This window comes from Subtercola boreus (genome assembly GCF_003399645.1).
GTDB classification, from domain to species: Bacteria; Actinomycetota; Actinomycetes; order Actinomycetales; family Microbacteriaceae; genus Subtercola; species Subtercola boreus_A.
Genome location: NZ_NBXD01000014.1, coordinates 49,235 through 62,579 on the forward strand (window position 1 = coordinate 49,235; position 13,345 = coordinate 62,579).

The following is a 13,345-nucleotide window of genomic DNA, read 5'->3' on the forward strand; positions in this document are numbered from 1 at the left end:
GATATCGAGCCCCAGAGCGCTGCTGTTGTACGAGCAGCGGAATCCGGGTATCCGGATTTCCGCCGCCAGCCGCGAGCTGCGGGAGCGACTCGAGAGCACGCGCGACGGGTCCAGCAGCGAGTGGCGCATCATCGGCCTGCCCGCGCCCGAGATGCGGGAGATCCTTGCTCGCGGTGGCGGCAGCCACCGCATCACCCAGCAGCAGCCAGCGAGGCACGTGCGATGACGGGCGACGCGTCGAGGAGCATCCAATGCTCCAGGGCGCACGTGAGTTCGGGGAACTCTCTGAGGAGCGGTCGTTGTTGTTGGCGGAGACCGCGATGGCTTCCAAGATATATCCGATGCCGATGTGAGCGAAGAGGTGTTGGATCTGCTGATCCCTGATGGGCGCCTCGGCTCAATCAGCTGAGAAGCCCCCGAAGTACCGAGGCGAGAGAGTCGGAACCGTCGACGCTGACGGCGAAACTTCGCCCACTCTTGAGGTCGACGACGATGCCCTCGCCACGCCTCAAGATAATGGCCGACCTGCTTGGTGTGACGCGATATCCCCATCCTCCCCATTCCGCTGGGCGGATCTCAACCGAGTGAACGTCTGCCATCTTGGCAAGACTGATTGTTCGCGCCGCGAAGGGGAGGAAGCGCGAAGATATTCGGAGGCCCCGATCGTCGGCGGTGACGCGCAGCCAGGCGAGGGCGGCGCAGACGAGGGCCAGACCGATCATTGCCGCTGAGGAGCTAATGACGGCTGCGTTCCAGTCGTGGTGGGTGAACGGGCCGAGTACGAGCATCCCGATTGCAGCGACAAGCGCTGACGCTGCGACCCAGGCAAATGCAGGTGTCGTCATGGTTTGGTTCCACGACGCTCTCTCGTGAGGTGAAAGCGTGAGTGGAGCGGCTTGGGTTCGCGATTTTGCAGGTGGGGGCGTTCGCGCTACGAGAAAAACGATCAGCCCGTACAACGGAGCCGCGATGACAACCAACCCCAGCGAGCCGATGGCAGGTTGGATGCTCGGGGCGGTGTTGACGGCTAGGCCCGCACTGATCATCCAGATCGCAGCAGCAAGCGCAGCGAATAGTCCGCAGAGGAGAAACCCAAGGCGCGAGGTGTAATTCGTCAGTGGGAGCGCTGCCTTGCTGACGGTGAAGGCGGCGGCGACAAGCGCTGTGACACCGCTCACAACAAGAACGGCAATAGTCGGCTGTGTTGAGACCACCCTGTCGCCAGACCACTGGGTCGGAAGGGTCTGCGGTAGCGCGTCTCTCCAGGTCAGCCACGTGATGACGATGAGAAGGAGGGGAATGGTGGCCAAGGTTGCCGCGGTAATGTTTCGTGGGGAGCGTTGAAAGCTTGTCACTTTACGTCCTGTCCAGGAGGCGGATGACGTCGCTTCGCGTCAACCCGAGTTCGTGTGCTTCGTTGAGAAATTCAAGGGCGAGCTGGTTCAGGTGTGCGGTTCGGGGAGCGAACCGCGATCTCACCCACGCGCCGCGGCTCTGTCGCATCTCGACCAGGCCTTCGTCCCGAAGCCTGCTGTAAGCCCTGAGCACGGTATGCGATCTGTCTGGCCAGAGGTTGACTCGATGAGTGATCAATCCTCACAAATAATGACACAGTGTCACTATAGCGATGCGTGTTGGACGATGTGGGTGCTCAGCGCGGATGGGTCGGGGATGAAGAGCGCGCTCGCTGGTGTTGAGCACGCCTGCTTCCAGCGGGTATCGACGTCGTCGCCCGACCTCGCCAAGACGCCTGCGCCGGATGACGCTACGCTCGGCCGCCCACGAATCCGCGCGAGACGGTCACATCGTGGAGCTCCGGTCACTCGAGAGCCGCAGCGTCGACCGTGAAGCCGCGATGCGCTCCGCCGACGCACCTCAGCTGACCTGCGGACGTCCGAGCGCGTCCGAGGTGGGGTGGTCGGTTGGGGCCGATGAAGTACTGTCGGAGGGTGCTGCGATGGTAGGCGGCGAGCAACACGGCGGGGGTCAGCGCTTGCGAGGGAAGACGGTAGACGTGACAGGGGAAGGCCCGTGCCGATGACGGTCATCATCGATCTCGAATGCTCTGACGTGATCTCGTACGCGGCCACGCACAACGGTCGTCCGTTCGTGCAGCATCTCTCGGTGCGGCCGGCGGACAGCGCCGCCGAGCTCACAGACATCACCGTCGCCGTCGAACTCACCAGCCTCGGCACGGCGCTCATCGAGCCGTGGCGGCGCGAGCAGGCCGTGGTGGGCTCGCAGGGCACCAGCTGGGACGACCTCGACCTCCGGATGCGCGCCGACGTGCTGTTCGAATTCACCGACCAGCGGGCCGCCGAGGTCGTCGTGACCGTGACGCAGGCGCAGGGAGCGGCGGCGGCGCAGGGAGCAGCAACGGCGCAGGAGGGAGCGACGGCGCAGGAGGGAGCGGAGAACGAGCCCACCATCCTCGCCGTCGAACGTCGCCCCGTGCGCGTGCTCGCCGCGAACGCCTGGGTCTGGCAGGCCCCGCCCCGCGACTACGCGCTGATGCTGCCCGCGTTCGTGATGCCGAATCACCCAGCGCTCCGCCCGATCCTCGCCGAAGCGACCGAGCGGTTGGAGAGGGCGGGCTTCTCGGCCGGGATGTTCGGCTACAGCAGCGAGAGCGGTGACCCCGAAACCGACCCGGAGACCGCCGCGGAGTCCGATCGGCGCATCGACGCGACCGTCGAGGCGATCTACGAGACGGTGCGTGCGGTCGGGCTCACCTACGTGCATCCACCCACCTCGTGGGACATGAAAGACAATCCGAGCACCCGGGGCCAGCGCATCCGCACACCCGGCGACGTGATGGGCGAACGCGCCGGAACCTGTCTCGACACGACCATGCTGTTCGCCAGCCTGCTCGAGAACATCGGGCTGAAGCCGCTGGTGATCGTCGTGCCGGGGCATGCTTTCGTGGGCTACTGGCGACTCGACAGCGAGGCGCTCGAGTTCGCCGACGCTGTTGCCGGATGCTCGACGGCGGTCAATTTCGTCGATGCAGGGTCGACCAGGCTGTTCGAGACGACCACCGTCTGCGGAACGGAGAGTCTTCCCTATAGAGAGGCCTGCGTGATCGGCCGGGCGAAGCTCTCCGACCCCGAGGTGCTCGACCCTGCGAACCCGTTCTCAGTGTTCGTCGACGTGGCGATGGCCCGTCGGCGCAACCGTGTTCTGCCGATCCCTGCCCGGGTGATGAACGCAGACGGCACGGTCGAGATCGTCGAATACCGGCCGCAGGAGTTCACGGTGAACCAGCTGCGCCTGAACCTGGCCGGGCAGTTCGCGAACCGCTCTGCGCTGCACTCGTCGCACGAGCCTGCGCGCATCCGGCGCTGGAAGAATTCGCTGCTCGACCTCAGCCTTCGCAACCCGCTCATCAACTACCGCTCACCGGCGGCCTCCTCGGTGGGGCTGATGGTTCCGCGGGGCACTCTCGGCACGATCGAAGACCTGCTGCAGTCGGGTTTCGAGCTGAAACTCGGGCCGGCCCCGGCGCTCGGCAGCGGGCAGCCGCTCGCCCTGAACGCGCGTGGAGAGGTTCCCGAAGAAATCAACGCGCATCTGGAGACGCGGTTGACCACCGAGCGCAGGCTGGCGACGACGGCCAGCGAAGAGGTGTTCGTCACGCGGATGCGCCGCATAGCATCCATTGCTCGAGCCTCGGAGGAGGACACCGGCAACAACACGCTGTTCCTTGCGATGGGGTCGCTCGTCTGGGTACCCGAGGGCAAGGCCGAGGTGCGATCGCCGCTGATTCTCGTGCCGGTGACCCTGCGGGCGTTGAACCGGTCGAAGAACTTCTCGCTCGTGATCGATGAGGCGAGCGCGGTCACGCCGAATTACAGCCTGGCCGAGAAGCTGTTGCAGGATGCGAACCTGGTGCTGCCGAAGCTCATCGAACCCGATCTCGACGAGTCGGGTGTCGACATCGACGGGCTGCTCACCTACATGCGCGAGGCGCTGGCGACGACCGAGCTGGCGAACTTCCGCGTCGACGAGACCTGCTCGCTCGGCTTCTTCGATTTCAGCACCTACCGGCTCTGGCGCGACCTGAGCGACAACTGGCCGACCTTTGTCGGTGCTCCCCTCGTCGACCATCTCGTGCACACGCCGCAGCTCGAGTTCGTCGACCCCGCCGATGCCGCGCCGCACGACCTCGACGAGCTGGCGGCGCTGCTCCCGATCTCGACCGACGGCTCGCAGGTCACGGCTGTGCAGAAAGCGATGGCCGGCCAGACGTTCGTGCTGCAGGGCCCGCCCGGCACAGGCAAGTCGCAGACCATCACGAACCTGCTCGCGCGGGCGCTGCACTCGGGCAAGCGGGTGCTGTTCATCGCCGAGAAACCGCCGGCGCTCAACGTCGTGAAAGACCGTCTCGAGAGTGTCGGTCTCGCTCCCTTTCTGCTGAACCTGCACGACAGGGGTATGCGGCCGGCCGAGGTTCGCCGGCAGCTGCTGGCGGTTCTGGATGCTGCGGTGGTTCCTGATCGCGCCGGTTACGACGCTTCACAGGCGGAGCTCGACCGCGCGCTTCCGCCGTTGCAGCGCTACCCCGAGCGCATCCACACACGCGGGAAGTTCGGCGAATCGGCCTACTCCGCGCGCGGCAAGCTGTTGGCTGCTCTGGATGTCGCGGAAGTGCCGGTTCCGTCTGCCTTTCTGTCGTTCGGTGACCTGCCGGCGAAGGATGCCGTCGCCGGCGCGCTCCGCGACGTGGCCGAGCTCGGGCCCTCCGCGGGTACGGCCCGGCAGAATCCCTGGTCGCTCTCTCTGCTGAGCACCGAGCACCTGACGACGGAGGCGACGTCCCAGATCGCGGCGGCGGTTGCCGCACTCTGGAAGGGGTTGTCGACGCTGCGTTCTGTCGAGCCGGCGTCGCGGTTCCTCGGGTCTGTCGACTCGCTGGGGGAGCTCGCTGATGCGGCCGTGCTCAGCCAGCCGAACGCCCTCACGCTCGCGCAGATCGACCTCGCTGCCGATCCAGCGGAGGCCGCGACACGGGAGCAGCTGAAAGAAGTTCTCGGGCGGCTGGCCGCTGCGCCATCGACCATCGTGCCCGGCACGGCTTTCGCGCCGCTGGCCGAGTTGACCGCATCGGTGGCCGCGGCCGAGGGCAGCTTCTTCATCGGCCGAAAGAAGCGTCTGCAGGTGGAGTGTCGCCGCGTCGAGGAGTTTCTCTCTCCCGGTTCGACGGTCGCTCCGGAAGCGCTCAGGTCGACCCTCGAGCTGATCGGCCGGGTGCAGCAGGATGCCGCGGCCGCCGTCTCGCTCGCGCAGAACATCGCAGGGATGGTGGTGCCCGACGCCTTCAACCCAGTCGATTGGTCGAGGCATCCGGAGGTCATCAACCAGCTCGACTGGATCGCCTACTGGGCAGCGGTGCTGGGCCCGTCGACCGGCGCTGCTCGCGAACGACTGCGGCAGGTGTTCAGTGAGTGCGACCCGGTGTCGCGAGCCGGGGTCGGTGCTCTGGGCGGCGCCGTGGGGGCGCTCGTCGAGCTGTTGCGGGCCACCCCCGAGAGCATCGCGCTCTGGCAGGGAGACGAAGGCATCGCAGACGCCCTTCTTCGTCGGGCGGAGGCGTGGCAGCTCGACGCCGTCGACGACGAACTGCGCAGACTGCGCCGCTGGGGTGCCCTGGTGTTGGCAGTGGAGCCCGTTCGCGCGAACGGACTGACAGAGGTGGTTCAGGCGCTTCTCACGGGCGCGACCGCCTACGCCGATGGTGGGCCTGCGTTCGAAAGGGGCTTTCTGAAGGCCGTGTTCCGGCGCCAGCTCGATGACCAGAGCCTCGACACCTTCGACGGGTTGGCCCACGACGTGGTGGTGAGCCGCTTCGACCAGAGCAGTTCTGCCCTTCGGTCGACGATCCCGAACATCCTCGGTGCTGACCTCATCGAGGCCCGAGGATTCGCGGCGTCGGTCGCGATCGGGGCCGTCGGTGAGCTCAAGCGAGAACTGTCGAAGACGCGCGGAGGCAAGCCGATCCGTCGGCTGATCAAAGACCACTGGTCGGTCATCTCGCGGCTGACGCCGTGCGTGCTGGCGAGCCCGGATTCGGTGGTTCGCTTCATCGACGCTGACCTCGAGCCCTTCGACCTGGTGGTCTTCGATGAAGCATCTCAGATCAGGGTTCCGCACGCGATCGGGGCGCTCGGTCGTGCGCGCGCGGCAGTCATCGTGGGCGACAGTAAACAGATGCCGCCGACGTCCATCGCCGAGATCGGTGTCGCCGACGAGTTCCCTGAGGACGACGCGGGCACCGCCGGGCCTGACGGTTCGGATGCCGACCCCAATGCCTTCGTCATCGATGAGGAGAGAATCCTTTCGGAGAGCGTGCAGGCTCGCGTTCCCGACGTCATGCTGGCCTGGCACTACCGCAGCGAGGATGAGTCGCTCATCGCCTTCTCGAACCAGCAGTACTACGACGGGCGTCTGAGCTCGTTCCCCTCTGCTCGCGACACACTCGACGACAAGGGCCTGTCGTTCGTGCCGGTGAAGGGCGAGTTCATCCGGTCGGGGTCGGCCAAGGAGTTCCGCACGAACCCTGAGGAGGCGCGCGCGATCGTCGCCGAGATCACACGTCGGCTGCACGACCCCGAGCTGTCGGCGTTCAGCATCGGAGTGGTGACGTTCAACAAGCAGCAGCAGCTGCTCATTCTGCAGCTGCTCGAAGACGCGGGTGACGAGCTGGTGGATGCCGCTCTGCAGTCGAGCACACCCGACTCCATTCTCGTGAAGAACCTGGAAGACGTGCAGGGCCAGGAGCGTGACGTCGTGCTGTTCTCGGTCGCCTTCAGCCGCAACGCGGCTGGGGTGCTGCCGCTGAACTTCGGACCACTCAACCGGACCGGTGGCGAGCGACGTCTCAACGTGGCCGTGACGAGGGCCAGGCGCCAGGTGGTGGTGTTCTGCTCGTTCGAGCCGAGCGACCTGCGGGTCGACCCCTCGAGCCCGGCCGGCCTCCGGCACCTGCGCACGTACCTGGAGCTGGCGAAGTACGGCCCGTCCTCGTCGGGCGCCGTGTCGAGCAGGGCGGTGCGGCCGCCCGACCGGCACCGCGATGAGATCCTCGCGGCGCTCACCGCGCGGGGCCTCCGGTGCGTCTCCGATGTCGGACTTTCGGACTTCAAGGTCGACATCGCCGTGCTCGACCCGGCTGACCCGTCACGGCGGGTGCTTGGCATCCTGCTCGACGGTGATACGTGGCGCTCGCGCGTGACGGTCGGCGACCGCGACGGACTGCCCTCCGAACTGCTGACGGGTCGCATGGGCTGGCCCGCGATCGCGCGGGTGTGGATGCCCACCTGGGTGCGGGATGGTGCGCAGGAGGTCGAGCGCATCGTGGCGCTCTACGGGAAGGTGATGGCGGGGGAGTTCGAGCCGGGGGAGTTCGAGCCGGGGGTGGTTGATCCCCCGAACGCCGTCGAGGCCACGCCGGTGGATGCCAGCGAGTCCGCTCTGATGGCGCCTCCGCCGGTCAGTACTGGATCCGGTATCGACTCAGGCGCGCTGTGGCCCGATGTTCCGGAATGGAGGGTGTGGGCCCCGCGGGCCGTCGGCAGGACCTCCGATCTCGATCGGCTCGGGCACCCGGTGGTGAGGGCGGGCATCGGGGCTCTGGCGCTCGAGATGCTTGCAAGCGAGGGCGATCTGCACCCCGCCCGCTTCGCCCGGATGGTCGGGTTCGCTCACGGGCTTCAGCGCGTGGTGGCGCGGCGCTCCGAGCAGATCGGGGCGGTAGCAATCGACGGTGTGCGCCGTGATGCGGAGGAGTTTCTCGTGCTCGAGAGCGTGCGCGCAGGCGACCTCGACTGGCGCACCTCCCGGCCCGGGGCGGGGCGCGACATCGCCGAGATCTCGCTGCGCGAACTGGGCAACGCGATGCGTGCTGTCGCCCTCGTCGGGCTGGGGGCGACGCCGGATGATCTTGCACGACTCACCAGCCAGGCGTTCGGAGTGACCCGCCTCACGGCGGGCATCCGGGTTCGACTCGACGAGGCGCTCGCCGACGCACTGGGGCGCGGCATCGTCGAGGAGCGCTCCGGCTACGTGGTCGCCACCTGACCGCCCTGCTCCCTTCCCAGGGGCCAGCGAGCGCCAGCCGCACCCGGTGGGTACGCTGGAGGGGTGACACAACCCGGGGGCGCGGCGAACTGGCGCACGCGTGCGCGCGAGCTGTCACGCAAGGTGCCCACGAAGTGGTTCGTGACGGGTGTCATCGCGGTGTTCCTCTCGGGGTCGGCGGCGTTCGGCGGGTTGAACACGGTCGAAGCGGATGCTCTGCCACAGGTCGCGGCGGCCACGCCCTACGACGGGGCCGAACTCCGCATCAGCGTCGAGCGGGCCGTGCTCGTCGACGGGTTTCCGGAGCAGAGCATCAACCCGGCGGAGGGCAAACGCTTCTTCGTCGTGGTCGCGACGGTCGAGAACCTCTGGGACCGTCCTGTCTCCACCTACAGCGACTCCGGCGCGGCCGACAATCTGCGCCCGGTGGGCATCGACGGCATCAGCGCAGACACGAAGCCCGTCGACGTGATCGTGATCAGTGATGCCACGCGCTCGCCGAGGCTGCAGCCGCATGTGCCGATCCAGCTCGCCTACCTCTGGGAGGTCGACCCCGGTGTTGCGGCGGGAATGGACGAGGTGAAGGTCGACATCTACGACAAGGTGTATGCGGCGGGCGGTTTCGTCACCTTTGGCGCGCGGTACGACGATCCGTTCCTCGCGGCCACCTCGACGGTGCCGCTGAAGGACAACGGCGCCGGCGCGAGCGCCGAGACCGGGGCGTCGTCATGACGAATGAGTCGACACCGGAGGGCGGGCCGCCGACACCGGAGGGCGGCCCGCAGGCCCCCGCCGCCGCATCGCAGACCTCTGCCGAAGCCCTGAAGACCCCCGCCGCACCCCCGCGCACCCCCGTCTGGCGACACATCGCCAACGGCGCGGCACTCGTCGGCTTCCTCGTCGTCGGCGGCATCGTGGTGCACACCGCCCCGACCGAGGAGCAGTGGCAGGCGCCCATCGCCGTGACCGGGGCGATCGGGCAGACGCTCACGGGCCGCAACATCCAGGCGACGGTGACCGACATCCGGGTGGCCGACTCCGTGACCGCGAGCAACGGATGGTCAGGCGAGACGTCGGGCGTGTGGGTGGTGGTCGACGCCAGCGTCGAGGCCGTCGTCACCGATTACGGAGCGAGCCTCAGCACCGCGCAACTGAAGGTCGGCGACACGCTCTACGGAGCATCCGAACGCCCCGACCAGGCGACGATCGAGGGGGTTCCGCTGAGCGTCGGGCTGCCGAACACCGGGCCGCTGATGTTCGAGGTGCCGGCCGATGCGCTCGCGGGCGACGATGCGCGTGATGCCGAGGTGCAGCTCGCCGCCACCTCCGACCCGCGCACCGACTCGATGATCGTCGTTCCGGTCGACCTCTCGGCGATCGCGCGGCAGACATCGGTCACCACCGAGAAGCCGACGTGGGGTGACGGATGAGCGGGGGCTGGTTGAGACGCAACGGGATCGCCCTCGGGGCCGTCGTCGTGCTCGTTCCGCTGACGCTGGGCGTGACCTTCTCGAACGAATGGGTGGCGTACTACGCGAACCGGCCGAGCCAGCCCGTGGCGGTCGCTGCGGCGTCCACGGCGGATTTCGCGGGCACCGGCTGGGCCGTCGAGAGCAGCCGCCGTATCGCCGCCGACAGCGCCGAGGGTGTCGAGGCCGGGCTCCCTTCAGGCAGCCAGCTCGTGGTGGTGACCGTCGATGTCACCCCACGGGAGCTGAGCGGCGAGGGGAAGTCGCCGTACTGCACGTTGCGGCTCGAGGAGCAGGGGCGCGGGGAGCTGGCGCGTACCTGGGGTGATGCGACGTTCGACGCCATCGACTATCGGGAGCCCGAGGGCGTCGAGTCCGGCTGCAACACCGATCTGGCAACGCCGTACCGCATGGAGGCGAAGTTCGTCATCCCCGGCGACGTGCAGACGACGCTCGCGCTGAGGCTCGAGGTGGTCGACGAACTGCCGCGCTACCTCTCGTTCACGCTGTGACGCTGCCCCGGGCATCCGCCGTACCGGCCGTGCCGCCCGAACCCGCCGTGCCGGTCGCGGCCGCCGCCACCTCGCGGCGCTCCTCGAGCTTCACCAGGCAGAAGTTGTAGGCGGCGGCGACCAGGCAGAGTCGCAGCGGCTCGACGATCACGTCGACGACGAAGCTCAGAATCTGGTCGAAGTTCATCCACCACGAGCCGAGGTCGTGCGGGCCGATGATCCGCACGGCGGCGAAGTCGAGCCAGGCGCTGGCGCTCTCGAGCACGGTGTAGCCGAGGATGAAGATGCCCATGGGGACGACCCCGGCGCGCCAGATGAGCAGCAGAGCATCCGCGAACGGGCGCCAGCGGCCGGCCCAGTCGGCGCCGAGGTCTTTGAGGCGATTGCTGACGGCGGGGGGCAGAGCGTTGAAGCGGGTGCGCGCGCCGGTGTACAGGCGGTTGCGGGGTTCGCGCAGGCGTACGCGTGGGGCGGCGAGGGCGCGGCCGTAGACGATTCCGGCGAGGGTGAGCCAGGCGAGCGGGAGCAGCACGAGGCCGCCGGTCTCGTTGATGGCCCACTGCACGGCGTTGTAGATCGTCTCGAACGGGGCGAACACCCCGACGATCGCCTGCCGGGTGTCGTCGAGCCAGCGCATGGCCTGGCGGTCGGCGAGCCAGGTCTGGAATCCCTGCTGATAGTTCGTGATGAGGAAGAGGGTGAGGTAGACCCAGACGGCTTCGAGGTAGACCGCGACGAGGTTCGTCCAGCGGGGGAGGCGGTCGCTGTAGCGCTTGATGAGGAAGCGGCCCGCGAACGCCAGCACGATCACGCCGACCGAGACCGGGCTGAACTCGATGCTGAGCACGGAGTTCGGGGCGCTCCCCGCGAAGAAATCGATGTTCTTCAGGGCCGCCTGGGCGTAGGCCTGCGTGTCGTCTTTGAGCAGCTGCCACGCGGCATAGAACGCGAAGAACGGCAGGATGCTCACCAGCAGGATGTCGTAGAGCCTCTGCCGCGGGGCGTCTGCTGTGCCGGCGGTGGTGCGGTCGACCGCGTCTTCGCCCTTGTCGCGCAGGCTCACGAAGCCCGGCAGGGCTGGGCGCAGCACGAGGAACATCGCGATGTAGCTGCCGAGGCGGGCCAGGATCGCGAGGGGCATGAGCAGCAGGCCCATCAGTGCGCTGGTCGCGCCGAAGAACGCGGCCAGCTCGATGAGGAGGTAGCGCGCCAGCCAGCCCGTGAGATACCACGCCAGCAGCTGCGGCCAGCGGGCCGCCACCAGGCGCAGGGTGCGGGTCAGGATGGAGAACACGCCACCAGCGTACCGCCGCGCCCGCGTGCGGTCGCGATGTGCCGTAATTCAGGCGTGGGCGGTCGCCGTCCCCGAATACGCCGCCGCGAGTCGCTCCTCCTGAATTGATGTCGCGGCGGCGGCGTTGTGATCTTCTTCTCCACAGGCACGCTGTTCGGCGAACTGTCCACAATTGGTCGCTGTAGCGCCCCGGACGCGCTGGGCCGCTCGTAACGTCAGCACATGCTCGAAAACGACTACCAACCACCCCCGTTGACCTTCGCCGAACCCGGTTCTTCCTGGGGAGAACTCGCCGCGCGTTTTCCGACCACAAACCTGTGGCCGATCTTCGGTGCCGGGCACTGCTACCGGGATCGCCCCGGGGTTCGCCACACGCACTGGCGCGATGACCCGCCGACGCCGGCCACGACCCTGCGGGAGCAGTTCGGGCTCGACCGCCGGGATGAGTACGACATCCAGGAAGACGACTTCTGCTTCGAGTGCGGGGTCGTGCGAGATCGGTCGGGCGAGCTCAGCATCGGCAATCCCTCCGGTGATGGCGACTTTCTGCGAGCCCTCGACCGCTGGCGGGATGAGGAGGAGAGGCCGGCGTTGATCGCTGCGGAGAATGCGTGGGACTGTCTGGCCGAGTTGGGTTGGACGGGCGCCGTCAACTCCGGGATGCTCGGGGCGGACGCCTCAGTCGTTCTGGAGTCCTGGCAGCGACGTTTCGGTGCCTACGTGTTTTCTGCCTACGGGGCATCTCTCGAACTGGTGGTCGCACGGCCGCCCACGACCGTGGAAGACGCCCGACTCCTGGCGCGCGAACACTTTCACTTCTGCCGCTACGACAGTCAGTTTCACGGCACCGGGGGAATCGGCCCCTACGTCCGGCAGCTGGTTGGTTCCCACAGCTGGAGCTTCTGGTGGGACTGATGGTTGACCAACTAAAGTTGGTCAACATGACCGAGGTAGTGAATGTCCAGGATGCCAAGACACGGCTGAGCGAGATCCTCAGCCGTGTGGAGCGGGGGGAGGAGTTCATCTTCGCGCGCGCAGGGAAGCCCATCGCGATGCTGCGCGCGGTGGAGCCTGTGCGGCGCATCGAGCTGGGGTTCGCCCCGGGGCCGGACCTGCCGGACTCGTTCTGGGAACCGATGAGCGAAGAAGAACTCGCCGATTGGGGCCTGTAGTGAAACTACTCCTCGACACCCACACGGCGTATTGGGCCGTTCGGGTGCCCGAACGAATACCGGAGGCGGCCATGACGCTCATCACCGACCCGTCGAATGAGCGTCTTGTCTCAGCCGTGACGCCCTGGGAGCTGGGAATCAAGCTTCGCAAGGGCGGGTTCCCCGAGGCCGGGCCGTTCCTGGCTGCTCTGGCTCACCATCTCGTGTCGCTGAGGGCGACTGAATTACCGATAACCGGAGAGCACGCCCTCGCGGCGGGTCGACTCGATTGGGACCACAACGATCCATTCGACCGGATGCTGGCCTCCCAGGCGATCGTGGAGAATGCCGTGCTGGTGACGGCAGACACCGCGTTCGCAGGTCTCGCCGGCCTTCGATCGGTCTGGCGATAGGGAGCGGCGGTCAGACGAAGGGGGTGGCCGAGTCCATCAGGCGGGAGCGGATCATGAAGCGCACGCCCTCGGGGGCCTCGACGCTGAAGCCACTGCCGCGGCCCTTGACCACGTCGATCGTGAGATGGGTGTGGCTCCAGTAGGCGAACTGCTCGGCACTCATCCAGAAGTCGATCGGCTGTGGCTCGCCACCCGGAGGGGCGATGTCGAGTACGCCGAGCAGAACGTCGGCGTCGGAGGTGATGAAATCCCCGGCGGGGTAGCACATCGGGGAACTGCCGTCGCAGCATCCGCCCGACTGGTGGAACATCAGGGGGCCGTACTGGTCCCAGAGCTTGCGCAGCAGTTCGGCGGCCGCGTCGTTCGCGGCGACGCGCGATTGCGTCTCGTTCGGCACGGTGACGGTGGCGTCGATCATGGTGGCCTTCTC

The 13,345-nt window shown here is 67.4% G+C and carries 11 protein-coding genes; 8 read left to right on the forward strand and 3 right to left on the reverse strand.

Annotation, left to right across the window (positions count from 1 at the left end; translation table 11 throughout):
- Window positions 1-25 precede the first annotated feature (25 nt).
- Window positions 26-226: a hypothetical protein gene (locus B7R24_RS17750; RefSeq protein ID WP_116418147.1), complete on the forward strand. Its 201-nt coding sequence runs from the start codon at window positions 26-28 to the stop codon at window positions 224-226.
- A 175-nt stretch (window positions 227-401) separates the two neighbouring features.
- On the opposite strand, the gene B7R24_RS17285 is transcribed toward B7R24_RS17750, so the two are convergent.
- On the reverse strand, window positions 402-845 hold the full coding sequence (locus B7R24_RS17285) for a hypothetical protein (protein WP_147303983.1): 444 nt from the start codon (window positions 843-845) through the stop codon (window positions 402-404).
- A gap of 1,192 nt (window positions 846-2,037) precedes the next feature.
- Between B7R24_RS17285 and B7R24_RS06405 the strand changes: the two genes are divergently transcribed.
- The 4 genes from B7R24_RS06405 (at window position 2,038) to B7R24_RS06420 (ending at window position 10,057) form a co-directional block, all read left to right on the forward strand.
- Window positions 2,038-8,076, forward strand: coding sequence for a DUF4011 domain-containing protein (locus B7R24_RS06405; RefSeq protein ID WP_116418149.1), 6,039 nt, complete (start codon window positions 2,038-2,040; stop codon window positions 8,074-8,076).
- Window positions 8,077-8,139: 63 nt separating this feature from the next.
- The gene (locus B7R24_RS06410; RefSeq protein ID WP_116418150.1) at window positions 8,140-8,808 is read left to right on the forward strand and encodes a hypothetical protein; all 669 of its coding nucleotides are present in this window, start codon (window positions 8,140-8,142) and stop codon (window positions 8,806-8,808) included.
- The gene (locus tag B7R24_RS06415; RefSeq protein WP_116418151.1) at window positions 8,805-9,506 is read left to right on the forward strand and encodes a hypothetical protein; all 702 of its coding nucleotides are present in this window, start codon (window positions 8,805-8,807) and stop codon (window positions 9,504-9,506) included. Before B7R24_RS06410 ends, B7R24_RS06415 begins: the two co-directional genes overlap by 4 nt.
- Window positions 9,507-9,517: 11 nt before the next feature.
- Window positions 9,518-10,057: a hypothetical protein gene (locus B7R24_RS06420; RefSeq protein ID WP_216364026.1), complete on the forward strand. Its 540-nt coding sequence runs from the start codon at window positions 9,518-9,520 to the stop codon at window positions 10,055-10,057.
- Here B7R24_RS06420 and B7R24_RS06425 read toward each other — a convergent pair.
- A complete protein-coding gene (locus B7R24_RS06425; RefSeq protein WP_116418153.1) occupies window positions 10,047-11,351 on the reverse strand; it encodes a hypothetical protein in 1,305 nt (434 codons plus the stop codon). The two genes, B7R24_RS06420 and B7R24_RS06425, sit on opposite strands and share 11 nt — an antisense overlap.
- 222 nt (window positions 11,352-11,573) lie before the next feature.
- Between B7R24_RS06425 and B7R24_RS06430 the strand changes: the two genes are divergently transcribed.
- From B7R24_RS06430 to B7R24_RS06440, 3 genes are read left to right on the forward strand one after another with little or no spacing between them, the layout of a single operon-like run.
- The gene (locus tag B7R24_RS06430; protein ID WP_116418154.1) at window positions 11,574-12,266 is read left to right on the forward strand and encodes a DUF4253 domain-containing protein; all 693 of its coding nucleotides are present in this window, start codon (window positions 11,574-11,576) and stop codon (window positions 12,264-12,266) included.
- Between the two features lie 26 nt (window positions 12,267-12,292).
- Window positions 12,293-12,523, forward strand: coding sequence for a type II toxin-antitoxin system Phd/YefM family antitoxin (locus B7R24_RS06435; protein WP_116418453.1), 231 nt, complete (start codon window positions 12,293-12,295; stop codon window positions 12,521-12,523).
- Window positions 12,523-12,915, forward strand: a complete 393-nt coding sequence (locus B7R24_RS06440) for a type II toxin-antitoxin system VapC family toxin (protein WP_216363632.1) — start codon at window positions 12,523-12,525, stop codon at window positions 12,913-12,915. Before B7R24_RS06435 ends, B7R24_RS06440 begins: the two co-directional genes overlap by 1 nt.
- Window positions 12,916-12,925: 10 nt before the next feature.
- Here B7R24_RS06440 and B7R24_RS06445 read toward each other — a convergent pair whose 3' ends face one another.
- Window positions 12,926-13,333, reverse strand: a complete 408-nt coding sequence (locus B7R24_RS06445; RefSeq protein ID WP_116418156.1) for a DUF779 domain-containing protein — start codon at window positions 13,331-13,333, stop codon at window positions 12,926-12,928.
- Between the last annotated feature and the right edge of the window lie 12 nt (window positions 13,334-13,345).